The following is a 22,931-nucleotide window of genomic DNA, read 5'->3' as shown; positions in this document are numbered from 1 at the left end:
AAACCCTTTGATTGTTATGTTAATCAAAGGGTTTTAAATTTATTGTTTTAATTATTTTATTCTCTTTGATTTATAGATGTTTGCTTACACTTATGTATAGGCATAAATGCAATCTTATTAATCTTACAAATTGATGTTACCTTAAATTGTTTCATTATTAAACTCTTTTAATAAAAAAAAGCGTTCTTACTTTTAGTAGAACGCTTTTAATAATTTTTAAATATATAATACGCTCTAGCCTTTGGAAAATTTCCAATTCATCTTACAAATGCTATGTACGTTATTTTTTCTCATTTTGAAGAGACAAATTTAGAATTAATTTTTAAGTCGCATCATATATTTCTTAAAATTTTTCATTTTTTTTCTGAAGCCAACTATTATTCTGTTTTTATATAACTAAAAAAATATGCTTCACAAATTGGATCTCTTTTTTTCATCTATCTTTGTCGGAAATATGAACACATGTCATTTAAAGACTTACAACTTATTAATCCACTTTTAAAAGCCATTGAAGAACAAGGTTATACTAACCCAACTGAAGTTCAACAAAAAACAATTCCTTTTGTACTATCAAAAAAAGATGTCATTACTTCTGCTCAAACTGGAACTGGAAAAACGGCTGCTTTTGCTCTACCAATATTACAATTGTTGTCTGATAAACAAGATGCTCCAAGAGGTGGAAAAACCATTAAAGCACTTATAATAAGTCCTACTCGAGAATTAGCTTTGCAGATTGGGAACAATTTTAAAGCTTATGGCAGACATACTAATTTAAGAACAACTGTTATTTTTGGTGGCACATCTATTGAACCTCAAATAGATGTTTTAACTAAAGGTGTCGATATTTTGGTGGCAACTCCAGGACGATTAATCGATTTACAAAAACAGGAGGTTATCAATCTAAATCAAGTTGAAATATTAGTTTTAGATGAAGCGGATTTAATGCTAGACATGGGTTTTATTGACGATGTTAAACATATTGAAAGTTTATGTCCGAAGAAAAAACAAGTCTTATTGTTTTCTGCAACCATGCCTTTTAAGGTAGAACAATTAGCTAATTCTATTTTAAATTTCCCACAACGTGTTGAAGTATCACCTACGTCTTCCGTTACAAATAATGTAGGTCAAGTTTTGTATTATGTGCCAAAACGCAACAAAATTGAATTGTGTTTACACTTATTACGAAATGACATTAAAGGAAGTATTTTAATTTTTAGACGTACTAAATTTGGTGTCGATAAATTAGAGCAAACTTTAATTAAAAACGGTTATCAGGTAGAAACGCTTCATGGTGATAAAAGTCAAACAGATAGACAAATTGCTTTAAAAAAATTTAAAAACAACGAAGTAAACATTCTTATTGCTACAGATGTTGCTGCTCGTGGTATTGATATTAACGAATTAGATGCTGTTATTAATTTCGATTTACCAAACATTCCAGAAACCTATGTTCATAGAATTGGAAGAACTGGTCGTGCAGGAAATTCTGGTATGTCTTATTCTTTTTGTGGTGCAGACGAAAAAGCTTATGTTCAAACTATTCAACAACTTATTCAGATTCAAATTCCAGTTGAAGAAGCACATCCTTATCCTTTAGACCCTAAGGCCAAAGCTGAAATTCATAAATCTAAACAATCAGGAAGTAAACATAAAAAGGGACGAAAAAGCGTCGCTTCTAAAAAGAAAAAAAAGCGTTGGTATTAAAAAATAGTCAAGACCACTTCGTTGTTAGATATTAGAATAAAGATGAAAAAAATTGTCTGAAAATTAATTCTACAAGCTCATCCGTTTATTAAAATAGTTTTTAAGGAATGGAATTTGTACACAGACCATAATACCAAAAAACAATAAAGCATACATGGTTGTGTGTGAAAATTGTATTCCAGAAAATAAATTAGGAATTTTAATATTTGAAAGCACACTAAAATCTATAGAATCAATCCAACCATTACTTTGTGAATCTCCAGATAATAAAATATAAACTATTATTGCCAAAACACCTATAAACATTACAACCCAACCAGTTTTGGAAATTAATGGCTTATAAACCGTAGCTGTGTTTTTAGAATCAGCTGCTATTTGTTGCATCACATTTGCAGTAAAATTAAACGACGGTGTTTCTAAAGCAGATTGCTTCATAACATCTTTAATTAATGTATCTAATTGATTATTTTTTTTCTCTTTCATAATATTCAATCATTTCAGGTTCGAGACGTTCTTTTAAAATTGTAGCCAACTTTTGTCTGCTTCTATATAATTTTACTTTCACATGATTTGCCGAAATTCCAACAATATTTGAAATTTCAGCTAAAGATTGTTCTTCGAAATAATACAAGGTTAGCAAAAAGCCATCATCATTTGGTAAAAAATTTATACAATCTTGAATGGCTAGTAATCGCTCTTCTTCAACCATGTTATTTAGTGCATTGTCTATCGACTTGACATATTTTTCAGTATACTCATCAATTGCTACAACTTGTTGTTGTCTTTTATTCCTTTTAATTCTATCTAAACACGTATTATATGCTACCTTATAAATCCATGTCGAAAATTTTGAATCGCCTTTAAATTTCTGCAAAGACTTGAACACTTTTATAAACGTATCTTGAGATACTTCTTCAGCTTCTTCCCTATTTTTAAGCATTCGTAGAGCTAAAGTAAACACCAAATCTTTATATTGATCAACCAATATAGTAAAGGCATTTGTATTCCCTTCTAATACTTGATCTATGTAATATTGGTCTTGTTTGATGGTCATTTCTGTTTTAGACGATGAATTTGTATTTGTGGTTACAGAAATAAAATAAAAATATTTAGACAAAGTTGTAACCATAAATAATAAGTTGTCGTCATAAGCTATGAACACATTAAAATTAATCAATTAAAAACAAACAGTTATGGGATCAGAATTAATTATTATTCCAATTATATTTGGAGCAATTTTCGGAGTATTTTATTTATTTTTTTCAACTAGAAACAAAGAACGTTTAGCACTTATAGAGAAAGGTGCAGATGCCAGTATTTTTATGAAAGGAAAGCAAAGTACTGCTCCCATATGGAAAGTACTTATTTTAAATTTGGCTTTATTATTAATAGGGATTGGATTTGGAATATTTGTAGCTTCCATTTTATACAATTTTACAAGTTTAGGTGAAGATGTCTATCCAGCAACTATTTTCTTAACTGCTGGTATTGGCTTATTTTTTGGCTTTAAAATGACAAAAGATTTAGACAAAGAGTAACTTATTACAATTTAGCATTTTATTAAACCTGCTATTTAATTGATAGCAGGTTTTTTTTATTTCAAATTTTTACATTTAGAATCTGTATATTTAGGACTCATAAAAAATTAGTATTCTTTAATAGCATGATTAAAATATCTTCCCTTTGTATATTTTTATTTATTTCAATTAATTGTTTTTCTCAAACAATAATATTAGACTCTCAAACAAAACAACCTGTATCTTATGCCACTATTTCTTTTGGAAATGGTCAAGGTGTTTTTGCAGATGATGAAGGCAAATTCCTTTTTACAAAAAAAATATATCCAGATATTGATAGTCTTTTTGTTTCTGCTTTAGGGTTTAAAGAAATACGTATTGCTACTGAAAATTTATTAGATACACTTCTATTAGAACCACATATCGACCAATTAGACGAAGTTGTTATTAGAGCTAAAATTGACAGAAAATTTAAAGTAGAATCTTTAAAGCCTTATTTAGACGACGATTATTATAAATGTTGGCTTCCTACTATTGAGTCTGAAATTGCAGTTTATTTTAACAATCCAGACGATAAACTAAAAAAACTATCAAACATACATTTCCCAATCGCATTAGAATCTAAAGATTGGGATAAAAGAAATAAATCGAATGCTGAAAAAAAGCCTTTTTCAACTTTATTTAAAGTGAATATTTACAATAATGACAATGGTATTCCTGGCAAACCTTTAACTTTTCAGAATATCGTATTTAGAGTTACTGAAAAAGATGGTGACGCATTTAATTTAGATGTATCTGCTTACGATGTTTATATTCCAAAAACTGGTTTGTTTGTTTCTATTCAAGTTTTAGGTTATACAGACAAAACCGGAAAATTATTACCAAATAAAAAATACAAGGAAATTAAGTCTAGAGATGGTGTTGTAAAAATACCAACCAATTTTAGACCTCTACTACCTTTTACAGATCTAATTCCAGAAAATAATACTTTTATAAAACGAGTGTTTGTGAATAAAAACCAATGGATTCAGTTTAAAGAAGAAAATATAAATGACTCGAGCTTACTATCTGCTGGATTAAATAATTATGGCATGGGAATTTCATTTAAAGTTTATAAAGATGAATAATCCCTAGCCTGGCTTAAAACTACATCTAACTTGTTTTTAAAATTAAAAAAAACGAACTTAGTAAACAACAAATAAATATTCAAATAAAGAGATTCATATATTATGAAAACTACCTTCAACTTATTCCTCAATTTCCTATTTTTTCTAACCTTAACAGTATCATTTTCACAAGAAAAGGCTGTTCCAATTTTTGAAAATGGAGAAGCTCAAATAGTTCCAGCTTTTAGTGAATCTGAATCTTGGATAAGAACAGATTTATTTGTTGAAACAGAATTCGATACAGATGGAGATGGAAAATTAGACCGAATTCACGTAGCAGTAACTAGACCAGAACAAACAGAATCTGAAGGGCTAAAACTTCCAGTAATTTATGTTTCAAGTCCTTATTTTGCAGGTGTTGCACCAAATGTCGATGGCTTGTTTTGGAATGTCAATCATGAAATAGGTGAAGCTGCCAAAGATCGTGTGCATCCAGAAGTAAAAAGAATGGGACAAAGACCAATTATTTCTAATTCGCATATCAAAAAATGGGTTCCAAGAGGTTATATTGTAGTACATTCATCTTCACCAGGAACTGGATTATCAGATGGTTCTCCAACTGTTGGAGCAGATAACGAATCTTTAGCACCAAAAGCAGTTATAGACTGGTTATGTGGTCGTGCAAAAGGATACACTGAAAAAGATAGTAATGAAGAAGTAAAAGCTTATTGGTCTACTGGAAAAGTGGGTATGACTGGAACATCTTATAATGGAACCATTCCCTTAGCTGCTGCAACAACAGGAGTTGAAGGCTTAGAGGCTATTATTCCTATTGCTCCAAATACATCTTATTACCATTATTACAGATCGAATGGTTTGGTTAGGTCTCCAGGTGGTTATTTAGGAGAAGATATTGATGTGTTATACGATTTTATTCATAGTGGCGGAGAAGAATATATTACTCTTAATAACGATTCTAAAGCTTTAGATGGTAATGATTCTAAAAAACTCATTACTAAAAGAGAATTTAGTAATAAAACAGTTAGAGATACCGAAATGAAAAATGGTTTAGATAGACTGACTGGAGATTATAACGAATTCTGGGCTGGACGAGATTATTTAAACGATATGAAACCTATGAAAGCAGCCTTATTGATGTCTCATGGGTTTAACGACTGGAACGTGATGCCAGAACACAGTTATAGAATTTACGAACAGGCAAAAAAACAAGGCATTCCTTCTCAAATTTATTATCATCAAAATGGACATGGCGGACCTCCTCCAATGGTCATGATGAATAGATGGTTTACTCACTATTTATATGGCATTGATAATGGTGTTGAAAACGATGCTAGAGCTTGGATTGTTAGAGAGAATGATTCTCCAGAAAGTCCTACGACTTATAAAGATTATCCAAATCCAGATGCTTCACTAGTAACATTACATTTAAAGTCTGGAGGATTAAAAACAGGTGCTTTATCTACAGAAAAACCAATAGCTGAAGTAAAAGAAACATTAATAGATGACCATAATATTTCTGGAAATGAATTAGCGCAAGCTGAAAGTTCTGAAAACCGATTATTATACGTTACTCCTATACTTACCGAAGATTTACATATTTCTGGTTTGGCTAAAATTACAGTAAACATAGCAAGCAGTAAACCAGCAGCTAATCTATCTGTTTGGTTAGTATCACTGCCTTGGAATGCTGATGAAAAAGCTAAAATAACTGATAATATTATTACTCGTGGTTGGGCAGATTTACAAAATTATAAATCGCTAACGGAAAGTGAACCACTTGAGCCAGGAAGATTTTATAACATGACGTTTGATATGCAACCAGACGATCAAGTGATTCCAAAAGGACAACAAATTGGTTTGATGATATTCTCTAGCGATAATCAATACACCTTATTACCAGAACCTGGAACTAAATTGACTGTCGATTTAAATGGCACGCTTATTAGATTGCCAATTGTTGGAGGAGAAAATGCATTAAATAATGCTATTAAAAACTAATTAGAAAAACTCACGATATTGCATCATTCTAAAATCCAGAGTATTAAATTCTGGATTTTTTTGTTTGAGCTGCTTGTATAATGGCATACTACCAACTGCTCTATTAGCTGCTCCTGAAGGTGCTGTTAAAGAAACTGTTTTGATTATACGTTCTGAATTAAAAAGCTCAAATTGATGAATTCTAGGAACTTCCTTAGAAACCAATTCCAGTTTTAAATTGTATTCTTTTAAATGTTTTCTAAAAAAATATTCAGGTCCATTTTTACTGTTACCTCCTGTAAATAATAAGGTTTCCACTTTTGGATAAACTTTTAAGTAACCTATCAAATCTCTAAATACCACATTTTGCATGCCTAAATCTGAAGCATCAATCTTCTCACGTTCAGCAGATTCAACGATATCGCAAATTCCAATATTCCTATCAATTAAAAATTGTTTACGTTGATGGATGGCTTCATCTGTGGTTTCATACTTTAAGTTTAGCTGAAACAATTCATCTAAAATTTTCCATAATTGTCCATCGCTACTTCCATAACAAAAATTAACATCTTCTGGTTTTAACTTACCAATTGTAAATCTTGGAGGAGGCAACGTACCAACTATTAATTTTGTAGTGTTTTTTGGAATAAATGGTTTGTATGGATGCTGGTGTTTGAACAAAACTTTCTTGTTTTTAAGGTCAAAAAATTGTATTTTATAACCACAAAAGTAAGTTTAATTAAAAAGAGACTCCCACTTACGTGGGGAATTATTATGGGAAAAGGAGACAAAAAAACCAAAAGAGGAAAAATTCATCGTGGTACTTTTGGTGCTAGACGACCACGAATTAAAAAAAAACAAAGATTAGAAGATCAATTAAACGTTAATAAAAAAGTAAATCCTAAACCTTAAAGTAATTTCCTAATTTTTTACCAATAACATAAGCTCCAGCTATCGCTAATATAACCATACTCATATTTACAAAAACATAGAGTGTATAAAGTAATATGTTATCGTTAGAGTTAATACAAAAAGTATCTACAATGCAAGTTTCTAGAGTTTCTTCATAGATTTGAATTAGCAAAAAACTCATCACTAAAAGAACTAAAATAAAAACTAAAATATATTGAAGCGTTTTGTTTCTCGGTTTTTTACCTGTAGGTTTAAAAGCTTCTCGTTGTTCTTCTGTACGTTTATTATCTTGTAAAGACCAAACTGTTTTCTTTGGAGAGTTGCTCATGAAATCTGTAGTTTTCTAAATTAAAACCTTTGATATCTTCTAAAGTTTTGGCATTGGTCTCTAGAATATATCGTGCCATTAAGCCTCTTGCTAATTTTGCAAAAATGCCAATGGTTTTATAGTCGCCATTTTTAAGTTCTTTAAAATCAATGTTTATTACTGGAACTTTTAGTGCTTTGGCATCAATAGCTTTAAAATACTCATTACTTGCCAGATTTAAAAAAAGTTCATTATCTTCTAGCTCGTCGTTTAAAGCTTTGGTGACTTTCTTTTTCCAGAATTCATAGAGGTTTTTATTTCTTCCTATTGAAAGTTTCGTTCCCATTTCCAATCTGTAGGCTTGCATTAAATCCAATGGTTTTAAAACGCCGTATAAGCCAGAAAGGATCCTTACGGTATCCTGTAATTTATCAATGTTTTTTGTATCTAAAGTATACACATCCAAGCCTCTATACACATCGCCATTAAAGGCATACACTGCTGGTCTGGCATTCTCTTTTGTAAAAGGTAATTGCCAGTCTTGATTGCGTTGATAGTTTAATTCTGACAAATCTTTAGATATACTCATCAACTTCGATAAACTCTTAGCTGATTTCTTTTTTAACACTTTATTAATGCGCTCTGAATCTGAAAGAAATTGAGCTTCAGATGTTTTTGTTGTTGGTAATTTACTTTCAAAATCGAGTGATTTTGCTGGTGATAATACAAGCTTCATATTTATTACCCACGAAAGTGGGTATCTCATTATAGATTAATAAATAACTTCAATTAAAGACGAAAAATTACAGATATTAAAAGTCTCTAATTATAGATTCAAAGTTACATATAAATCTATAAACTAACGAATGGAAACTGTTATAGCAAAGTTAATAATTTAGGTAATTTTGTGTTTATTTTATGTGGTTTCTTTATTCAAGTACCAAATTTACATCTCCAGAAACTACACCTAAATAACAACAGCCTCTTCCTACCCTATAATTACTGCTAATGACTTCTATGTCATTAATAAACCCTTTAAATAAAACATCTCTTTCTTGACCTATTTCCAAAGGACCAGTAGATAATGGATATTCGCCTGCTTGCTGATATTGCTCAAATATAACTGGTGGAATTAGCGTTGTTAAAACTTCTCCAGTTGCAATATTAATGACTTCATAAGCATCTAAAGCAACTGGATCTTGGTTTTCATCAATGATATAAACATAAAGACCTGGAGCATCTGTTGGGCAAGCAACACCCTCGCATTCATCTCCACTATCATCATCACTTTTACATGATGTTTGGAACATGGCTAAAATTAAAAACGCAATGAATGCAATTAATTTAATAGAGGTTTTCATAAGATTTGGGTTTTAATAAAAATTAAAATTGATTATAAATCCATTCACCATCTTCATCATAGGCAAAACTCCAGTTTTGAAAAGCTTCTTCTTGAGTTGGGTATAAAATTGGTGTTTGATAATAATCATCATTTGGATAGTGGTAAGAATTGGAAGTTTTTCTATATTCCGTGAAATTATTTTTAGATAAGGATCTATTGAATGTTTCTTCAAAAATTTGAAGTTTTCTAAATGGGTTTTCAGCAGTATCGTAACCACTGAAATACTTGGTTTCTTTCTTTGAAAGTATCGTATATGGTACAGAACTTTCTTTGCCCGAATAAATGGTTACAATACTATCTAAATTATCATTGGTATAATACAGATTAGATTCTTGATAATAACGTACAGACCAATCTCCAATAGTTGAAACTCTATTTGAGGTTTTAACAAATGACATTAATTTCCCATTGCTATATGTGTAGTTTGTAGTATCTCTTTCTGGATAATCATTTTCTTGAAACCTTATTTTCTTAATCATTCTATTATGAGCATCTAACTCGATAATGGTTTCATTTTCTGGAATTTCATAACCCATAAATGGAAGAACTTTTCTTTCAAGATGTATTTTATTATTTGTATAGACTAAATCTGTATAGAGAGAATCGTGCAAATAACCTCCACCTCCACTGCCAGAGCCAGTATATAGTATATCTCCATGTCTTTTTGAGATTCTGTTGGAATCATCATACTCAAAAGAAATTATATTACTATAATTAAAAAATGTAGACAAATGGGTGTTGTATTGAGCATAAAATCCGTGATAACTTTCAATATAAAAGTTGTCACTAGGTTCAACAACTTGTTCGCCTGAGTCATCATCATGACTACAACTAAAATTTGTTAATAATGAGATGAATATTGCTAAGTAAAAAAGGTTGTTTTTCATCATCTTGTAGGTTTAAGTTAGTGCAATATATATATATATATATATATATATAACCAACTTTTCTAAAAATTTTTCAACTTTTTATATGTTTAATTATTGTTGAATTATATAAAAACTTACTCCGTTTCCTGATGCTTCACATAGTGTCTCCACTTTTCAATACATTGCTGCATATCTTCAGGTATTTTCGTATCGAAACTCATAAACTTTTTAGTTTTTGGATGTACAAACCCTAAAGTTTTTGCATGAAGCGCTTGTCTTGGTAAGACTTTAAAACAGTTATCTACAAACTGCTTGTATTTGGTAAAGGTGGTTCCTTTTAAAATACGTTCTCCTCCATAACGTTCATCATTAAACAAGGTATGACCAATATGTTTCATGTGCACACGAATTTGGTGTGTTCTACCTGTTTCTAACTTACAAGACACCAAAGTAACATAACCTAATCGTTCTATAACTTTATAATGAGTAACTGCTGGCTTGCCTTTGTCCTCATCGTCACCAAAAAAGACCGTATTTTGTAATCTGTTTTTTGGATGACGACCAATATTGCCTTCAATGATGCCTTCGTCCTCTTCCATATTTCCCCAAACAATAGCTACATATTCACGCTCACTTGTTTTGTCGAAAAACTGTTTGGCTAGATGTGTCATGGTCTCTTCGTTTTTAGCGATTACTAGAAGTCCACTGGTGTCTTTATCAATTCTATGTACCAATCCAGGACGATTGCTCGAATTATTTGGCAGATTATCAAAATGATAAATCAAGGCGTTTATTAAAGTTCCTGTATAGTTGCCATGTCCAGGATGCACAACCATGCCAGCCTCTTTATTTACAACCAGTAAATCGTTGTCTTCATAAACAATGTTTAAAGGAATGTTCTCTGGAGTAAGCAAATTTTCATATGGAGGATGCTCTAAAAGTACTCGAATTACATCAAAAGGTTTTACCTTGTAATTAGATTTTACAGGAACATCGTTTACATAAATGCTGCCATTTTTAGCTGCAGCTTGAATTTTATTACGCGTCGCGTTTTCAATAAAATTCATTAAATATTTATCAATTCTTAAAGGTTTCTGGCCTTTTTCAACAGTAAATGTGTAATGTTCATATAATTCATCGTCACCTTCCTGTTCTGGCGTATAATCTGTCATACTATTCTGAAGTTGGTCTGGTACCATTTCCTAAAACCAAATCGATTTTAGAGGTTTTTGGAAGCATATCTCCAGGTTTAATGTTTTCACCTTGAAAACTCATATCCAAAACCATATCTTTTGCAATGTTATCTATATAAGTTAGTTTTCCAACTTCAAAGCCTAAGGCTTCAAGGGTAGGTTTTGCTTGTCTAAAGGTTCGTTCCTTTAAGTCTGGAACTAATACTTTTCTATAACCAGAAGGATTTAGAGTTAAATATATTTTTCGGTTTTCTTTTACTTTTTCGCCAGCAATTGGGTCTTGATCTATTACTGAAAACTTCGGATAATCTGGATTATAGTTGGATGAATCCAAAATTTCCATCACCAAATTATTTTCTTTTAGTTCTATGTCTGCAACTTTAATAGATTTTCCTTTTAGTTCTGGAACTGTTTCAAATTCACCATGATTAGTAGATACTTTCAACCATTTCAACATGATAAAGGTCAATATAAATATAGCTACAACAGCCAATACTATTTGTTTTAAAAAGGTTTTACTTTTTATAAAGTTTATAAAGCTCATTTAGATTTATTTGTGAAACAAAGATATAAAAACAGAACTGTTTTTTCTTTTGCTTTTATTGTGATATTTTAGCTTAACTGATAAACTAAAGGTTTTATTGTAAATTTAGTTAATAATTAAAGAGATTCCCATTTTCTTGGGAAATACATATGAAAAAAAACATTGCCATTATTATGGGAGGTTTCTCCAGCGAATACGAAATCTCATTAAAAAGTGGAAACGTTGTTTACCAGACACTTAACAACGAAAAATATGCAGCTTATAGAATTCATATCTTTAAAAATAAATGGGTTTATGTCGATGATGAAGACCAAGAATTCCCTGTAGATAGAAACGATTTTTCCATCACTATAAACAACTCAAAGATTAAATTTGACTGTGTTTTTAACGCCATTCATGGAACTCCTGGCGAAGATGGCTACATGCAAGCTTATTTTAAGCTTTTAAATATACCTCAAACCAGTTGTGGTATGTATCAAGCAGCACTTACTTTTAACAAACGTGATTGCTTGAGTGTTTTAAAACCTTACGGAATAAAAACTGCAGAAAGTTTTTATGTGAATTTAGGAGATAAAATATATGAACAAGCAATTGTAAATAAAGTGGGATTGCCTTGTTTTGTGAAAGCCAATAAAGCTGGAAGTAGTTTTGGCATTACTAAAGTTTATAAAACTGAAGACTTGCAAAACGCTATTGAAGTGGCTTTTAAAGAAGACGACGAAATTATTATCGAATCTTTTTTAGATGGCACTGAGGTGTCTGTTGGCGTTATTAAATACAAAGGAGAAACAAAAGTCTTACCCATAACTGAAATAGTTAGCGATAACGATTTCTTCGATTATAAAGCCAAGTATTTAGGTGAATCTAAAGAAATTACACCAGCTAGAATAACGAAAGAACAAGAAGAAAAAGTAAATAATGTAGCAAAAAAAGTCTATGAGATTTTAAAAATGACAGGTTTTAGCCGAAGTGAATATATTTTTAAAGATGGAGAACCACATTTACTGGAAGTGAATACAGTTCCAGGTTTAACAAAAGCTAGCATCTTACCTCAACAAGCTGCAGCTGCTGGAATTAGTTTGTCTGAATTGTTTGAGAATGCCATTGAGGAAAGCCTAAAATAATTATTGTTTATATTTGATATAAATTAAAGAGATTCCCACTTTCGTGGGAAATAAATATGAAACGAGCACTTTTTCCAGGATCTTTTGATCCACTTACTTTAGGTCATTACGATATTATAAAACGTGGTGTGCATCTTTTTGATGAAGTTGTTATTGCTATTGGTATCAATGCTGATAAAAAATACATGTTTTCACTAGACGAGCGTAAAAAATTTATTGAAGAAGCTTTTAAGGATGAACCTAAAGTGAAAATTGTTACTTACAAAGGGATGACCATCGATTTTTGCAAGGAAATAGATGCCGAATTTATTTTACGTGGTTTAAGAAATCCTGCTGATTTTGAATTTGAAAAAGCAATTGCTCATACCAACAGAATGCTTTCTAAAATAGAAACCATCTTTTTATTAACTGCTGCTAGCACTTCTTATATCAGTTCTAGTATTGTTCGCGATGTAATTAGAAACAAAGGTGACTATACCGTTTTGGTTCCTGATAGTGTAAGAGTGAAATAATGTAACTAAAGTTTATAATGAGAAAGTGGCTTCGGGAAATCTTCAGGATTGGCAGCTAAATGATACCTTGGATCGTCTATATCTTCTTCTATCACTTCTCTAAACTTCGGATTTGCTTTATAAAGTAAGGCTTTACAATCTTTACTTAAATGTTTTAGTTTGATATGTTTTCCTTCAGCTTTATACCTTTCAACTAAATTAGAAATAGCTTCCAAAGCAGAATGATCGCTTACACGAGATTCTATAAAGTCAATCTCCACCTTATCAGGATCGTTTTTAACATCAAACTTATCGTTAAATGCTTTAATAGAACCAAAGAATAAAGGTCCCCAAATTTCATAAATTTTTGTACCATCTTCTTTAATACGTTTTCTGGCACGAATTCGTTTGGCATTTTCCCAAGAAAATACCAGAGCACTCACAATAACACCAGCTATAACTGCTATAGCTAAATCGAATAGAACCGTTAGTCCAGACACTAAAATAAGGACGAATAAATCAGTCTTTGGAATCTTATTCATAATTCTAAAACTAGACCAAGCAAAGGTTCCAAAAACTACCATAAACATAACGCCTACCAAAGCTGCAATAGGCACTTGTTCAATAAGTCCAGAAGCAAATAAAATAAATCCTAATAAGGCTAGAGCTGCAACAATACCTGATAATCTACCACGTCCTCCACCTTTAATATTTATAATAGATTGACCAATCATGGCGCATCCACCCATTCCTCCAAAAAGTCCTGTAACAATGTTTGCTCCACCTTGAGCCAAACACTCACGATTAGAATTTCCTCTGGTTTCGGTTAGTTCATCAATTAAATTTAAAGTCATTAAAGATTCTATCAAACCAATGGCAGCAAGGATTAACGCATAAGGAAAAATAAACATTAAAGTTTCCCATGTAAAAGGTACTTTAGAGAAAATATCTGTTTGAAAAGTTGGCAAACCTCCTTTTAAACCTTCTCCACCTCCATCACGAATAAAACTTCCAACAGTAGCTACATCTAAATTTCCAAAAATTACAATAGCAGAAACCACTAAGATAGCTATTAAAGCTTCAGGTAATTTTTTAGTGAGTTTAGGTAATCCAAACATGATTCCCATAGTTAAAGTTACCAAACCAATCATAATCCATAATTGTGAACCTTGTAACCAAGTTTCTTGGCCATTTTCAACAGTCATAAACATGCCTAGTTGAGACAAGAATATAACAATGGCTAAACCGTTTACAAACCCCATCATTACTGGATGAGGAATAAGACGAACAAACTTCCCTAATTTAAAAACACCAGCCAGCATTTGTATCATTCCCATTAAAATAACCGTAGCGAATAGATAATATAATCCTAACTGCTCTCCGGCTGCTCCCATAGCATTTCCTTCAGCAACCAAACTTACCATAACTACTGCTAATGCGCCTGTGGCTCCACTTATCATTCCTGGTCGTCCACCAAAAATAGAAGTAATTAAACCTATCATAAAAGCAGCATACAAACCTACTAATGGATCTACACCAGCGACAAAAGCAAATGCAACAGCTTCTGGCACCAAAGCTAGAGCAACTGTTAATCCTGATAAGATATCATTTTTAGCATTAGCTGCTCGCTTTCTTATAAAATCGGTCATATTCGTGTTTTTTTTGGAGGTGCAAAAATAGACTTAATATGGTTAAACACAAGGTTATATTCTTTTAAATTGTTTAGTTTTATACTTTAATCTTCAACTTATGAAAAAAACCATTGTTCTATTCTTTATTTGTTTGTCATTCAATTTTTTATCTTCTCAAACAACTCAACAATTTATTACAACGTTCGAAAAAAGTGGAGGCACAGAAACTGCAACTTATCCTGAAGTCGTTCATTTTTATAAAAATTTAAGTGAAACATTCCCGGAAATTTCAATTCAAGAAATGGGTAAAACCGATTCTGGCGAACCTTTACATATCATAACTTACAATCCAGATAAGCAATTCGATTTTTCAGAAATAAGTAAAAACAAGCGCATATTATTAATCAACAATGGCATCCATCCAGGAGAATCTGATGGCATTGATGCTACCATGATGCTCTATCGAGATTTAGCTCAAGGAAAAATAAAAGTGCCTGAAAATACCGTTTTGGTTACTATTCCAGTTTACAATATTGGAGGCAGTTTAAACCGAAATACGGGTTCAAGAGCCAACCAAAATGGTCCCAAAGCCTACGGTTTTAGAGGGAATGCCAGAAACTTCGATTTGAATCGGGATTTTATTAAATGTGATACCGAAAATGCCAAAAGTTTTGCCAAAATTTTTCATTTGGTGCAACCAGATGTATTTATAGACAATCATGTAAGTAATGGTGCAGATTATCAATATACTTTGACTCATTTATTTACACAACACAATAAATTAGGTGGTTCTTTAGGCGAGTATCTAAATACAGAAATGATGCCAGACTTAGAAGAAAAACTAGCCGAAAAAGATTGGGATATTACACCTTATGTCAATGTATTTAATCAGGTGCCTGAAATTGGGTTTAGTCAGTTTATAGATTATCCTAGATATTCAACAGGTTATACGACTTTATGGAATGTATTAGGCATGATGGTGGAAACACATATGCTTAAACCTTATAAACAACGTGTTGAAGGCACATATGAACTTATGATTAGTATGATTGAAATTATAGAAGAAAACCATGAAGAAATCGCATTATTGAGAGAAGCTTCGTTTTCAAATTTTAAAGAAGGCACAAGTTATCCATTAGATTGGAACATAGACGAGACAAAATCGACAACCCTAAACTTTAAAGGCTTTGAAGGAGACATGATAACCAGCGATGTTACAGATTCTCAACGTTTAAAATACAACAGAGACAAACCGTTTACAAAAGATATTGTTTACAAAAATTACTTTAAACCTTCAGCTGAAGTTACAATTCCAGAAGCATTCGTTATTCCTCAAGGCTGGCATGATGTGATTGATTTACTAAAACTGAATCAAGTACAAATGACACGGTTTAAAAAAGACACTACAATTACTGTTTTATCTTATAAAATAGCTTCATTTGAAACCAAAAAATCTGCTTATGAAGGCCATTATCCACATTATAATACAACTGTTAAGTCTTCAGAAGAAAAAGTAAGTTTTAGAAAAGGAGATTATTATATTTCAACAAATCAACCTGCTAAACGCTATTTATTAGAAACATTAGAACCACAAGCTCCAGATTCTTTTTTTAACTGGAATTTTTTCGATACTATTTTGCAACAAAAAGAAGGTTTTTCACCTTATGTCTTTGAAGATACTGCTAAAAATATGCTTGAAAATAATCCTGAGTTAAATGCAGCATTTGAAGAAAAAAAAGCAAGTGACACTAGTTTTTCTGCCAATTGGTTTGCGCAATTAAATTGGTTGTATGAGCAATCCAATCATGCTGAAAAAGCTTATATGCAATATCCAATTTATAGATTGAATTAATTAAAATAAGAGTGAATATTCTGAAATAAATTCGACTACATTTGTAAAAATCATTCATATAATATGAAACCACAAGACATTGAGAATATTGAATTACAATATCTAACTTTAGATGACTATCAAGAATTAAAAGGCGCTATGCAACAAGCATATAGCTCTATGCCAGAATTATTTTGGAGAGAAAAACAAATAAAAACACTTATTGATAAATTCCCAGAAGGTCAAGTGGTTATTAAGATTAATAATCAAATTGCTGGTTGTGCACTTTCTATAATAGTGGATTACGACAGTATTGATGATATTCATACCTATGAAGATATTACAGGAAATTATACTTTCGATACTCACGATGCTGCAAAAGGTGATGCTTTATATGGCATTGAAGTGTTTATAAAACCAGAATTTCGTGGCTTACGATTAGGAAGACGATTATATGATTATAGAAAAGAAGTTTGTGAAAAATTAAATTTACGAGGCATCGCTTTTGGTGGAAGAATACCAAACTATCACAAATATTCTACAGAGATGACACCTAAAGAATATATTGATAAAGTAAGAAGAAAAGAAATTCATGATCCAGTTTTAAATTTTCAAATTTCAAACGACTTCCATCCTGTTCGTATTTTAAAAGGATATTTAGAAGGAGATGAATCTTCTGGAGAATATGCTGTATTGCTGGAATGGGATAATATTTATTACGAAAAGCCAACGAAAAAAGCTGCTACCATGAAGAAAATTGTCCGTTTAGGTCTTATTCAATGGCAAATGCGTTTGTATAAAGATTTGGAAGAGTTGATGCAACAAGCAGAATATTTTATTGATGCAGTATCAGGTTATCGTTCTGATTTCGCGTTATTTCCAGAGTTTTTTAATGCGCCATTAATGGCTGAAAATAATCATTTATCAGAATCTGAAGCCATTCGTGAATTAGCAAAACACACAAAATCTATTGTTCAAAAATTTTCTGAATTTGCAATTACTTATAATATCAATATAATTACTGGTAGTATGCCAGAAGTTAAAAACGATTTATTGTACAATGCTGGTTATTTATGTCGAAGAGATGGTTCTATTGAACGTTATGAAAAACTTCATGTAACTCCAGACGAAGCAAAAGTTTGGGGATTACAAGGTGGATCTCAATTAAAAGCTTTTGATACAGATTGTGGTAAAATTGGCATTTTAATTTGTTACGATTCTGAATTTCCAGAATTAAGCAGAATTTTAGCAGATGAAGGTATGGATATTTTATTCATTCCTTTTTTAACAGATACTCAAAATGGCTATTCCAGAGTTAGACATTGTGCACAAGCCAGAGCTATAGAAAACGAATGCTATGTTGCTATTGCTGGAAGTGTAGGGAATTTACCTAAAGTGCATAATATGGATATTCAATTTGCACAATCAATGGTTTTTACACCATGCGATTTTTCTTTTCCTGCAAACGGAATTAAAGCTGAAGCTACTACCAATACAGAAATGATTTTAATTGCAGATGTTGATATTGATTTATTGCGAGAGTTAAACCAATTTGGGTCTGTAAGAAATTTAAGAGATAGACGAACAGATATTTTCGAACTTCGTAAGAAATGAGTTATATAGACTGGATAGGTTTTATCGGTGTTTTTCAAATTTTATTAGCCTACTTTTTAAACGTAACCAATAAATTAAAACATACAGATTTATCTTTTATTTTACTAAATTTAATTGGAGCTGTACTTGCATGTACAGCATCCATTTTATTAAAATATTTACCATTTATTATTCTAGAAGGAATTTGGACCATAGTGTCCATTATATTGTTATTTAAACATTACAAAATTTAACTTTAAACACTTCAATTATAACTGCTTAAAATATTTTTGTACTTTTGTAAAAGCAATTAAAAAATACTATAATTTTGCTTTAAATAAATATAGCGATTTACGCTTTACATGAAAAAATACATCGTTGTTAATCAACCTGATAAATGGAATTTTTCCATTGAAAATATTAGTGTTATTTCCTCTCAAGATTACCTTACAAATCCAAATTATTCTTTATTAAAAAACGCCAGAATCTTTAATCTTTGTAAAGATTATTCTTATCAATCTAAAGGTTACTACGTATCACTTTTAGCTGAAGCTAGAGGACATTTAGCTATTCCAACAGTTAAGAATATTGTCGATTTAAAAGCATTAAAATTAGTACGAATAGTATCTGATGAGTTTGATGATGTTATTCAGCAGAGTTTAAAAAACATCAAATCTCAAGAATTTACTTTAAGCATTTATTTTGGACAAAATGTGGCTCAAAAATATAAAGAATTGAGTTCGCTCTTTTATAAGCATTTTCAAGTACCTTTTTTGCGTGTTAAATTCAATCATACTACGAAATGGAATGTGCAAAGTGTAAGAGCTATTTCAGAATCTGAAATTCCTCTAGAACATATGGAAAGTGTGCATGTTTTTGCAAATCAGTATTTTTCTAAAAAACGTTATGACACACCCAAACTTACAACTTCAGATTTCGATTTAGCTATATTAGTAAACCCTAACGATCCTGCTCCACCTAGCAATCAGAAAGCCTTAAAAAAGTTTATTGATATAGCTGAAAAGATGAATATTTATGCTGAAATTATTGAACCAAAAGATTTGTCGCGCTTATCTTCTTTTGATGCCTTATTTATTCGTCAAAGTACTGAAGTGAATAACGAAGCTTATGCTTTTGCTAGAAAAGCACAACAAGATGGAATTGCTATTATAGATTATCCTGATGCTATTTTAAAATGCTGCAATAAGGTTTATATGGCTGAAGCTTTAAATAATGCCAATATTGCAACACCTAAAACAGTTATAGTTCATAAAAACAATAAAAATGATGTTTTAAATGAAGTTGGATTACCATGTGTTTTAAAAGCACCTGACTCTACTTTTTCTTTTGGTGTAAAAAAAGCTAAAACAGAAACAGAATACCAGAACTTAGTATCTAGTATGTTAAAAGAATCCGATTTAATTATTGCCCAAGAATTTTGCCCTTCAGATTACGATTGGCGAATAGGTATTATAGACGATAAACCTTTTTTTGCATGTAAATATTATATGGCAAAAGGCCATTGGCAAATCTATAATTGGAATGCGAAGAAAAAAGATGATCAAGATGGAAATGCCGATTGTTTACCTATAGAAAAAGTTCCTAAAAATGTTTTAGATATGGCTTTAAAATCAGCCAAATTAATGGGAAAAGGATTATATGGAATTGATATAAAAGTAATTAACAACAAACCTATGGTAATTGAAATAAACGATAATCCTAATATTGATAATGGTGTTGAAGACGAATATTACGGAGACCTTGTTTACACCGAAATACTTTCAGCATTAAAAAACAGATTAGATTAACATGAGTAAAAAATATCATTTATTCGAAGTTTACGGTATAGAGTTGGAATATATGTTGGTATATAGCAAAAGTTTTAAATCTGCTCCAATAGTTGATAAATTATTAACTAAAAAGGCTGGAAAACTAACTTCAGATGTTGAAAATGGAAACATAGCTTGGAGTAATGAGCTTGTGGCACATGTTGTGGAATTAAAAACCAATGGTCCAACTAATAACTTAAATGGATTATCAGATTTATTTCATAAAGACGTTCTTGAAATTAACGCGCTATTAAAACCATTAGAAGCAAATTTGTTACCTACTGCTGCACATCCATTATTAAATCCATTAAAAGATACTGAGCTTTGGAAACATAGCTATAGCGAGGTTTACGAATTATATAACAGGATTTTCGATTGTCATGGCCATGGTTGGTCTAACGTACAAAGCACACACATTAATTTACCTTTTTTCGATGATAAAGAGTTTGAAAAATTACATGCAGCAATTAGAATCATCCTACCATTAATTCCTGGATTATGTGCTAGTTCACCTATCTTAGAAGGAAAAAACACGGGTTTTAAAGATGCACGATTAGAGTATTATAAAACCAACCAGAAAAAAATTCCAGAATTAACAGGTTTAGTAATTCCGGAACGTGTTTTTACAAAAGAAGATTATTATACTACTATTTTTGAACCCATAAAAAGAGCGATTAGACCTCACGATATTAAGAATATTTTAGATCATCATTTTTTAAATTCTCGTGGTGCTATAGCTCGATTTGACAGAAATGCCATTGAAATAAGATTGGTTGATATTCAAGAATGTCCGAAAGCTGATATTGCCATTTGTGTTCTGATTATTGAAGTTTTAAAACTTTTAGTTGATAAAAAACTAGCGACACTTCAGCAACAAAAAAAATGGTTAAAACAAGAGCTTTTCGATATTTTAAATCCGATTATTAAAGACGCAGAGAACTATACCATTTTTAATGTGGAATATTTAAATATGTTTCAAATTAAAGAAACAATTTCAGTAAAAAATCTTTGGAAACACTTATATAACCTAGTTAAAGAAAACATTCATGAATCACATCATAACACAATAGAAATAATTTTAAATGAAGGCACTTTAGCTACTAGAATTTTAAAAGCTGTAGGTGACGATTATTCTGAAAAAAACATTAAAGTTGTTTACTCTAAACTAGCTGTTTGTTTACAAGAAAATAAACTATTTCTTTCATGAAACTTGTTCTAACCTGTGAGCATGGAGGAAATACAATTCCAAAAGAATTTGCTTTTTTATTTAAAGAACATCAAACTGTTTTAAACTCACATAAAGGTTACGATTTAGGTTCTTTAGATTTATTTGAAACTTTAAAGCCTCTTTCAAATTTTTTTCTTGCAAGTGAAACAAGTCGTTTGCTTATTGAGCTAAATAGGTCTTTACACCACAATAAGCTATTTTCTGAATTTTCAAAAACCCTTTCAATAGAAGAAAAAGAACACCTCATCCAATCATATTATTTAGTATACAGAAATACGGTTGAAAATAAAATCAAGCAGTTTATTAATGCTGAAGAAACAGTTCTTCATATTTCAGTTCACTCGTTTACTCCAGTTTTAAATTCTGAATCCAGAAATTGTGATATAGGATTGCTGTTTGATTCTAGAAAACCTTCAGAAAAACAATTCAGTAAAACCTTTAAAGAATATTTAGCTAAAGAAAAAACCAAATATCGTGTGAGATTTAATTACCCTTATTTAGGAAAAGCTGATGGTTTTACAACCTATTTAAGAAAACAGTTCCCAAAAAATTATATAGGCATTGAGCTTGAAATCAATCAGAAATTCACAAAAGATGAGATAATAGATGTCCAATTAAAGCAAGATTTATATTCAGTTTTAAAAACTATTATAAACCAATAGAAAACACCTCAATAAGAACCTTTGAGGTGTTTGCACTTAACTAAAACTGGTTGGTTAAATTACTTATCGCAATGTAAAACTAATTATAGGTTCAGAGCTTTGACCGTTACCATTGTTATTATTTCTATAAATAACACGACCATGAAGTGTTTTATACACGGTTGCATCAGTACAATAAGGGTCTTCTCCAGGTGGTGTAAATAATTGCGCATTTGACACTTCACTATGTCCTACCAATACGCTTGCAGAACTGGCTTCATTTATTGTATAAATAGTACCGGAAGGAAGTTCTGTAACATCATACGAAGAAGCCACTAAATTAGCATTGAGCCTTCCAATTCTTCCTTCTATACAACTATTATTTAATGGAGGGTTTACTCCAGATAAATCTAAAACCGCTGCTATCGGATTATTAGAATGCGCAAAAAATCTTGCATTACCATTTGGCATTAATGCTACAAAATCATCACTCCAGTCTTCTGCAAAAAGATAAAGTGTTGTACCTTCGAAAATACCCATAATAAAAAAAGTTCCATCTTCAACTACCACAACCCCATTACTATTTTCGTTGTTACGGAATTGCCCATTTTTATCCATTCCAATTGCACTTCTAAACGCTTCACTTTGAAAGGTTTTTTCTATTAGTTTATTAAGTTCTACCGCTTTATTAAACGTATTTACTTCTTGTACTTCTGATACATCTTCTTTACTACACCCTGATAATAGAAGAGCTAGCACGAAAATAATTAAAATTGAATTTTTCATAATTGTTTGTGTTAGGATTAATAGATTAATATGTTTTTATTGATTTAGCATTTACATTTCTAAATCTGTGACCAATATTAGAACATGAATTCCCTGAAACCTAAACGTTTTTATCCTGTGATATAACTATTGTACAAATGGCTTATCAAACGGCAATAAACCGTTTGATAAGCCTATCGATTAATTGACAATCAATGTATTAATAAATTAAAGTATCTTTAAGCT

The 22,931-nt window shown here is 31.0% G+C and carries 24 protein-coding genes; 13 read left to right on the top strand and 11 right to left on the bottom strand.

Annotated features, from left to right (window positions below; all coding sequences use genetic code 11):
• Positions 1-462: 462 nt before the first annotated feature.
• The gene (locus FVF61_RS08470) at positions 463-1,704 is read left to right on the top strand and encodes a DEAD/DEAH box helicase (protein WP_148455288.1); all 1,242 of its coding nucleotides are present in this window, start codon (positions 463-465) and stop codon (positions 1,702-1,704) included.
• Positions 1,705-1,773: 69 nt separating this feature from the next.
• On the opposite strand, the gene FVF61_RS08465 is transcribed toward FVF61_RS08470, so the two are convergent.
• Positions 1,774-2,187 (bottom strand): hypothetical protein, encoded by a 414-nt coding sequence (locus FVF61_RS08465; RefSeq protein ID WP_148455286.1) that lies wholly within the window; start codon positions 2,185-2,187, stop codon positions 1,774-1,776.
• On the bottom strand, positions 2,168-2,821 hold the full coding sequence (locus tag FVF61_RS08460; protein WP_317131663.1) for an RNA polymerase sigma factor: 654 nt from the start codon (positions 2,819-2,821) through the stop codon (positions 2,168-2,170). The genes FVF61_RS08465 and FVF61_RS08460 overlap by 20 nt, the downstream gene beginning before the upstream one ends.
• A gap of 76 nt (positions 2,822-2,897) precedes the next feature.
• Between FVF61_RS08460 and FVF61_RS08455 the strand changes: the two genes are divergently transcribed.
• From FVF61_RS08455 to FVF61_RS08445, 3 genes are all read left to right on the top strand, one after another.
• Positions 2,898-3,242 (top strand): DUF6249 domain-containing protein, encoded by a 345-nt coding sequence (locus tag FVF61_RS08455; RefSeq protein WP_148455284.1) that lies wholly within the window; start codon positions 2,898-2,900, stop codon positions 3,240-3,242.
• A gap of 125 nt (positions 3,243-3,367) precedes the next feature.
• Positions 3,368-4,348, top strand: a complete 981-nt coding sequence (locus FVF61_RS08450) for a peptidase associated/transthyretin-like domain-containing protein (protein ID WP_148455282.1) — start codon at positions 3,368-3,370, stop codon at positions 4,346-4,348.
• A gap of 102 nt (positions 4,349-4,450) precedes the next feature.
• On the top strand, positions 4,451-6,346 hold the full coding sequence (locus FVF61_RS08445; protein WP_148455280.1) for a Xaa-Pro dipeptidyl-peptidase: 1,896 nt from the start codon (positions 4,451-4,453) through the stop codon (positions 6,344-6,346).
• On the opposite strand, the gene FVF61_RS08440 is transcribed toward FVF61_RS08445, so the two are convergent.
• Complete coding sequence (locus FVF61_RS08440) at positions 6,347-7,006, bottom strand: uracil-DNA glycosylase family protein (protein ID WP_148455278.1); 660 nt, start codon at positions 7,004-7,006, stop codon at positions 6,347-6,349.
• A 93-nt stretch (positions 7,007-7,099) separates the two neighbouring features.
• On the opposite strand from FVF61_RS08440, the gene FVF61_RS08435 reads away from it, so the two are divergent.
• Complete coding sequence (locus tag FVF61_RS08435) at positions 7,100-7,237, top strand: 30S ribosomal protein THX (RefSeq protein WP_148455363.1); 138 nt, start codon at positions 7,100-7,102, stop codon at positions 7,235-7,237.
• On the opposite strand, the gene FVF61_RS08430 is transcribed toward FVF61_RS08435, so the two are convergent.
• The 6 genes from FVF61_RS08430 to FVF61_RS08405 all read right to left on the bottom strand — a co-directional run bounded on the left by FVF61_RS08430 (position 7,227) and on the right by FVF61_RS08405 (position 11,552).
• Positions 7,227-7,565: a hypothetical protein gene (locus tag FVF61_RS08430; protein ID WP_148455276.1), complete on the bottom strand. Its 339-nt coding sequence runs from the start codon at positions 7,563-7,565 to the stop codon at positions 7,227-7,229. The genes FVF61_RS08435 and FVF61_RS08430 overlap by 11 nt on opposite strands.
• Positions 7,522-8,280: a peroxide stress protein YaaA gene (yaaA, locus tag FVF61_RS08425; RefSeq protein ID WP_148455274.1), complete on the bottom strand. Its 759-nt coding sequence runs from the start codon at positions 8,278-8,280 to the stop codon at positions 7,522-7,524. The genes FVF61_RS08430 and yaaA overlap by 44 nt, the downstream gene beginning before the upstream one ends.
• Before the next feature lie 193 nt (positions 8,281-8,473).
• Complete coding sequence (locus tag FVF61_RS08420; protein ID WP_148455272.1) at positions 8,474-8,905, bottom strand: hypothetical protein; 432 nt, start codon at positions 8,903-8,905, stop codon at positions 8,474-8,476.
• Between the two features lie 22 nt (positions 8,906-8,927).
• Entirely contained in the window at positions 8,928-9,836 is a 909-nt protein-coding gene (locus tag FVF61_RS08415; RefSeq protein ID WP_148455270.1) for a hypothetical protein, read from the bottom strand.
• Between the two features lie 113 nt (positions 9,837-9,949).
• Positions 9,950-10,987, bottom strand: coding sequence for an RluA family pseudouridine synthase (locus FVF61_RS08410; protein WP_148455268.1), 1,038 nt, complete (start codon positions 10,985-10,987; stop codon positions 9,950-9,952).
• Position 10,988: 1 nt separating this feature from the next.
• A complete protein-coding gene (locus FVF61_RS08405; RefSeq protein WP_148455266.1) occupies positions 10,989-11,552 on the bottom strand; it encodes a PASTA domain-containing protein in 564 nt (187 codons plus the stop codon).
• 149 nt (positions 11,553-11,701) lie between these two features.
• Between FVF61_RS08405 and FVF61_RS08400 the strand changes: the two genes are divergently transcribed.
• Positions 11,702-12,676, top strand: coding sequence for a D-alanine--D-alanine ligase (locus tag FVF61_RS08400; RefSeq protein ID WP_148455264.1), 975 nt, complete (start codon positions 11,702-11,704; stop codon positions 12,674-12,676).
• Between the two features lie 56 nt (positions 12,677-12,732).
• The gene (gene coaD / locus FVF61_RS08395; protein WP_148455262.1) at positions 12,733-13,188 is read left to right on the top strand and encodes a pantetheine-phosphate adenylyltransferase; all 456 of its coding nucleotides are present in this window, start codon (positions 12,733-12,735) and stop codon (positions 13,186-13,188) included.
• Between the two features lie 5 nt (positions 13,189-13,193).
• On the opposite strand, the gene FVF61_RS08390 is transcribed toward coaD, so the two are convergent.
• The gene (locus FVF61_RS08390; RefSeq protein WP_148455260.1) at positions 13,194-14,816 is read right to left on the bottom strand and encodes a SulP family inorganic anion transporter; all 1,623 of its coding nucleotides are present in this window, start codon (positions 14,814-14,816) and stop codon (positions 13,194-13,196) included.
• Positions 14,817-14,916: 100 nt separating this feature from the next.
• Here FVF61_RS08390 and FVF61_RS08385 point away from each other — a divergent pair, with 100 nt between their 5' ends.
• The 6 genes from FVF61_RS08385 to FVF61_RS08360 all read left to right on the top strand — a co-directional run bounded on the left by FVF61_RS08385 (position 14,917) and on the right by FVF61_RS08360 (position 21,941).
• Positions 14,917-16,650: a M14 family metallopeptidase gene (locus FVF61_RS08385; RefSeq protein ID WP_148455258.1), complete on the top strand. Its 1,734-nt coding sequence runs from the start codon at positions 14,917-14,919 to the stop codon at positions 16,648-16,650.
• Positions 16,651-16,713: 63 nt separating this feature from the next.
• Positions 16,714-18,243: a carbon-nitrogen hydrolase family protein gene (locus FVF61_RS08380; protein ID WP_148455256.1), complete on the top strand. Its 1,530-nt coding sequence runs from the start codon at positions 16,714-16,716 to the stop codon at positions 18,241-18,243.
• The gene (locus tag FVF61_RS08375; RefSeq protein WP_148455254.1) at positions 18,240-18,476 is read left to right on the top strand and encodes a CBU_0592 family membrane protein; all 237 of its coding nucleotides are present in this window, start codon (positions 18,240-18,242) and stop codon (positions 18,474-18,476) included. The genes FVF61_RS08380 and FVF61_RS08375 overlap by 4 nt, the downstream gene beginning before the upstream one ends.
• 108 nt (positions 18,477-18,584) lie before the next feature.
• On the top strand, positions 18,585-20,030 hold the full coding sequence (locus tag FVF61_RS08370; protein WP_148455252.1) for a RimK family protein: 1,446 nt from the start codon (positions 18,585-18,587) through the stop codon (positions 20,028-20,030).
• Between the two features lies 1 nt (position 20,031).
• Positions 20,032-21,258: a glutamate-cysteine ligase family protein gene (locus FVF61_RS08365; RefSeq protein ID WP_148455250.1), complete on the top strand. Its 1,227-nt coding sequence runs from the start codon at positions 20,032-20,034 to the stop codon at positions 21,256-21,258.
• The gene (locus FVF61_RS08360) at positions 21,255-21,941 is read left to right on the top strand and encodes an N-formylglutamate amidohydrolase (RefSeq protein ID WP_148455248.1); all 687 of its coding nucleotides are present in this window, start codon (positions 21,255-21,257) and stop codon (positions 21,939-21,941) included. The genes FVF61_RS08365 and FVF61_RS08360 overlap by 4 nt, the downstream gene beginning before the upstream one ends.
• Positions 21,942-22,004: 63 nt before the next feature.
• Here FVF61_RS08360 and FVF61_RS08355 read toward each other — a convergent pair whose 3' ends face one another.
• Positions 22,005-22,706 (bottom strand): hypothetical protein, encoded by a 702-nt coding sequence (locus tag FVF61_RS08355; protein WP_148455246.1) that lies wholly within the window; start codon positions 22,704-22,706, stop codon positions 22,005-22,007.
• Positions 22,707-22,931: the final 225 nt, after the last annotated feature.

It is taken from the genome of Xanthomarina maritima (genome assembly GCF_008084905.1).
Taxonomy (GTDB): domain Bacteria; phylum Bacteroidota; class Bacteroidia; order Flavobacteriales; family Flavobacteriaceae; genus Xanthomarina; species Xanthomarina maritima.
This window is presented reverse-complemented; position numbering and strand designations above follow the sequence as displayed.

Bases quoted from the DNA above. Each gene is read 5' to 3' on its own strand.
- FVF61_RS08390 (WP_148455260.1), bottom strand. From the start codon at position 14,816: ATGACCGATTTTATAAGAAAGCGAGCAGCTAATGCTAAAAATGATATC.
- FVF61_RS08455 (WP_148455284.1), top strand. From the start codon at position 2,898: ATGGGATCAGAATTAATTATTATTCCAATTATATTTGGAGCAATTTTC.
- coaD (WP_148455262.1), top strand. From the start codon at position 12,733: ATGAAACGAGCACTTTTTCCAGGATCTTTTGATCCACTTACTTTAGGT.
- FVF61_RS08375 (WP_148455254.1), top strand. From the start codon at position 18,240: ATGAGTTATATAGACTGGATAGGTTTTATCGGTGTTTTTCAAATTTTA.
- FVF61_RS08360 (WP_148455248.1), top strand. From the start codon at position 21,255: ATGAAACTTGTTCTAACCTGTGAGCATGGAGGAAATACAATTCCAAAA.
- FVF61_RS08410 (WP_148455268.1), bottom strand. From the start codon at position 10,987: ATGACAGATTATACGCCAGAACAGGAAGGTGACGATGAATTATATGAA.
- FVF61_RS08465 (WP_148455286.1), bottom strand. From the start codon at position 2,187: ATGAAAGAGAAAAAAAATAATCAATTAGATACATTAATTAAAGATGTT.
- yaaA (WP_148455274.1), bottom strand. From the start codon at position 8,280: ATGAAGCTTGTATTATCACCAGCAAAATCACTCGATTTTGAAAGTAAA.
- FVF61_RS08445 (WP_148455280.1), top strand. From the start codon at position 4,451: ATGAAAACTACCTTCAACTTATTCCTCAATTTCCTATTTTTTCTAACC.
- FVF61_RS08435 (WP_148455363.1), top strand. From the start codon at position 7,100: ATGGGAAAAGGAGACAAAAAAACCAAAAGAGGAAAAATTCATCGTGGT.
- FVF61_RS08430 (WP_148455276.1), bottom strand. From the start codon at position 7,565: ATGAGCAACTCTCCAAAGAAAACAGTTTGGTCTTTACAAGATAATAAA.
- FVF61_RS08370 (WP_148455252.1), top strand. From the start codon at position 18,585: ATGAAAAAATACATCGTTGTTAATCAACCTGATAAATGGAATTTTTCC.
- FVF61_RS08365 (WP_148455250.1), top strand. From the start codon at position 20,032: ATGAGTAAAAAATATCATTTATTCGAAGTTTACGGTATAGAGTTGGAA.
- FVF61_RS08420 (WP_148455272.1), bottom strand. From the start codon at position 8,905: ATGAAAACCTCTATTAAATTAATTGCATTCATTGCGTTTTTAATTTTA.
- FVF61_RS08470 (WP_148455288.1), top strand. From the start codon at position 463: ATGTCATTTAAAGACTTACAACTTATTAATCCACTTTTAAAAGCCATT.
- FVF61_RS08405 (WP_148455266.1), bottom strand. From the start codon at position 11,552: ATGAGCTTTATAAACTTTATAAAAAGTAAAACCTTTTTAAAACAAATA.
- FVF61_RS08450 (WP_148455282.1), top strand. From the start codon at position 3,368: ATGATTAAAATATCTTCCCTTTGTATATTTTTATTTATTTCAATTAAT.
- FVF61_RS08400 (WP_148455264.1), top strand. From the start codon at position 11,702: ATGAAAAAAAACATTGCCATTATTATGGGAGGTTTCTCCAGCGAATAC.
- FVF61_RS08385 (WP_148455258.1), top strand. From the start codon at position 14,917: ATGAAAAAAACCATTGTTCTATTCTTTATTTGTTTGTCATTCAATTTT.
- FVF61_RS08415 (WP_148455270.1), bottom strand. From the start codon at position 9,836: ATGATGAAAAACAACCTTTTTTACTTAGCAATATTCATCTCATTATTA.
- FVF61_RS08355 (WP_148455246.1), bottom strand. From the start codon at position 22,706: ATGAAAAATTCAATTTTAATTATTTTCGTGCTAGCTCTTCTATTATCA.
- FVF61_RS08380 (WP_148455256.1), top strand. From the start codon at position 16,714: ATGAAACCACAAGACATTGAGAATATTGAATTACAATATCTAACTTTA.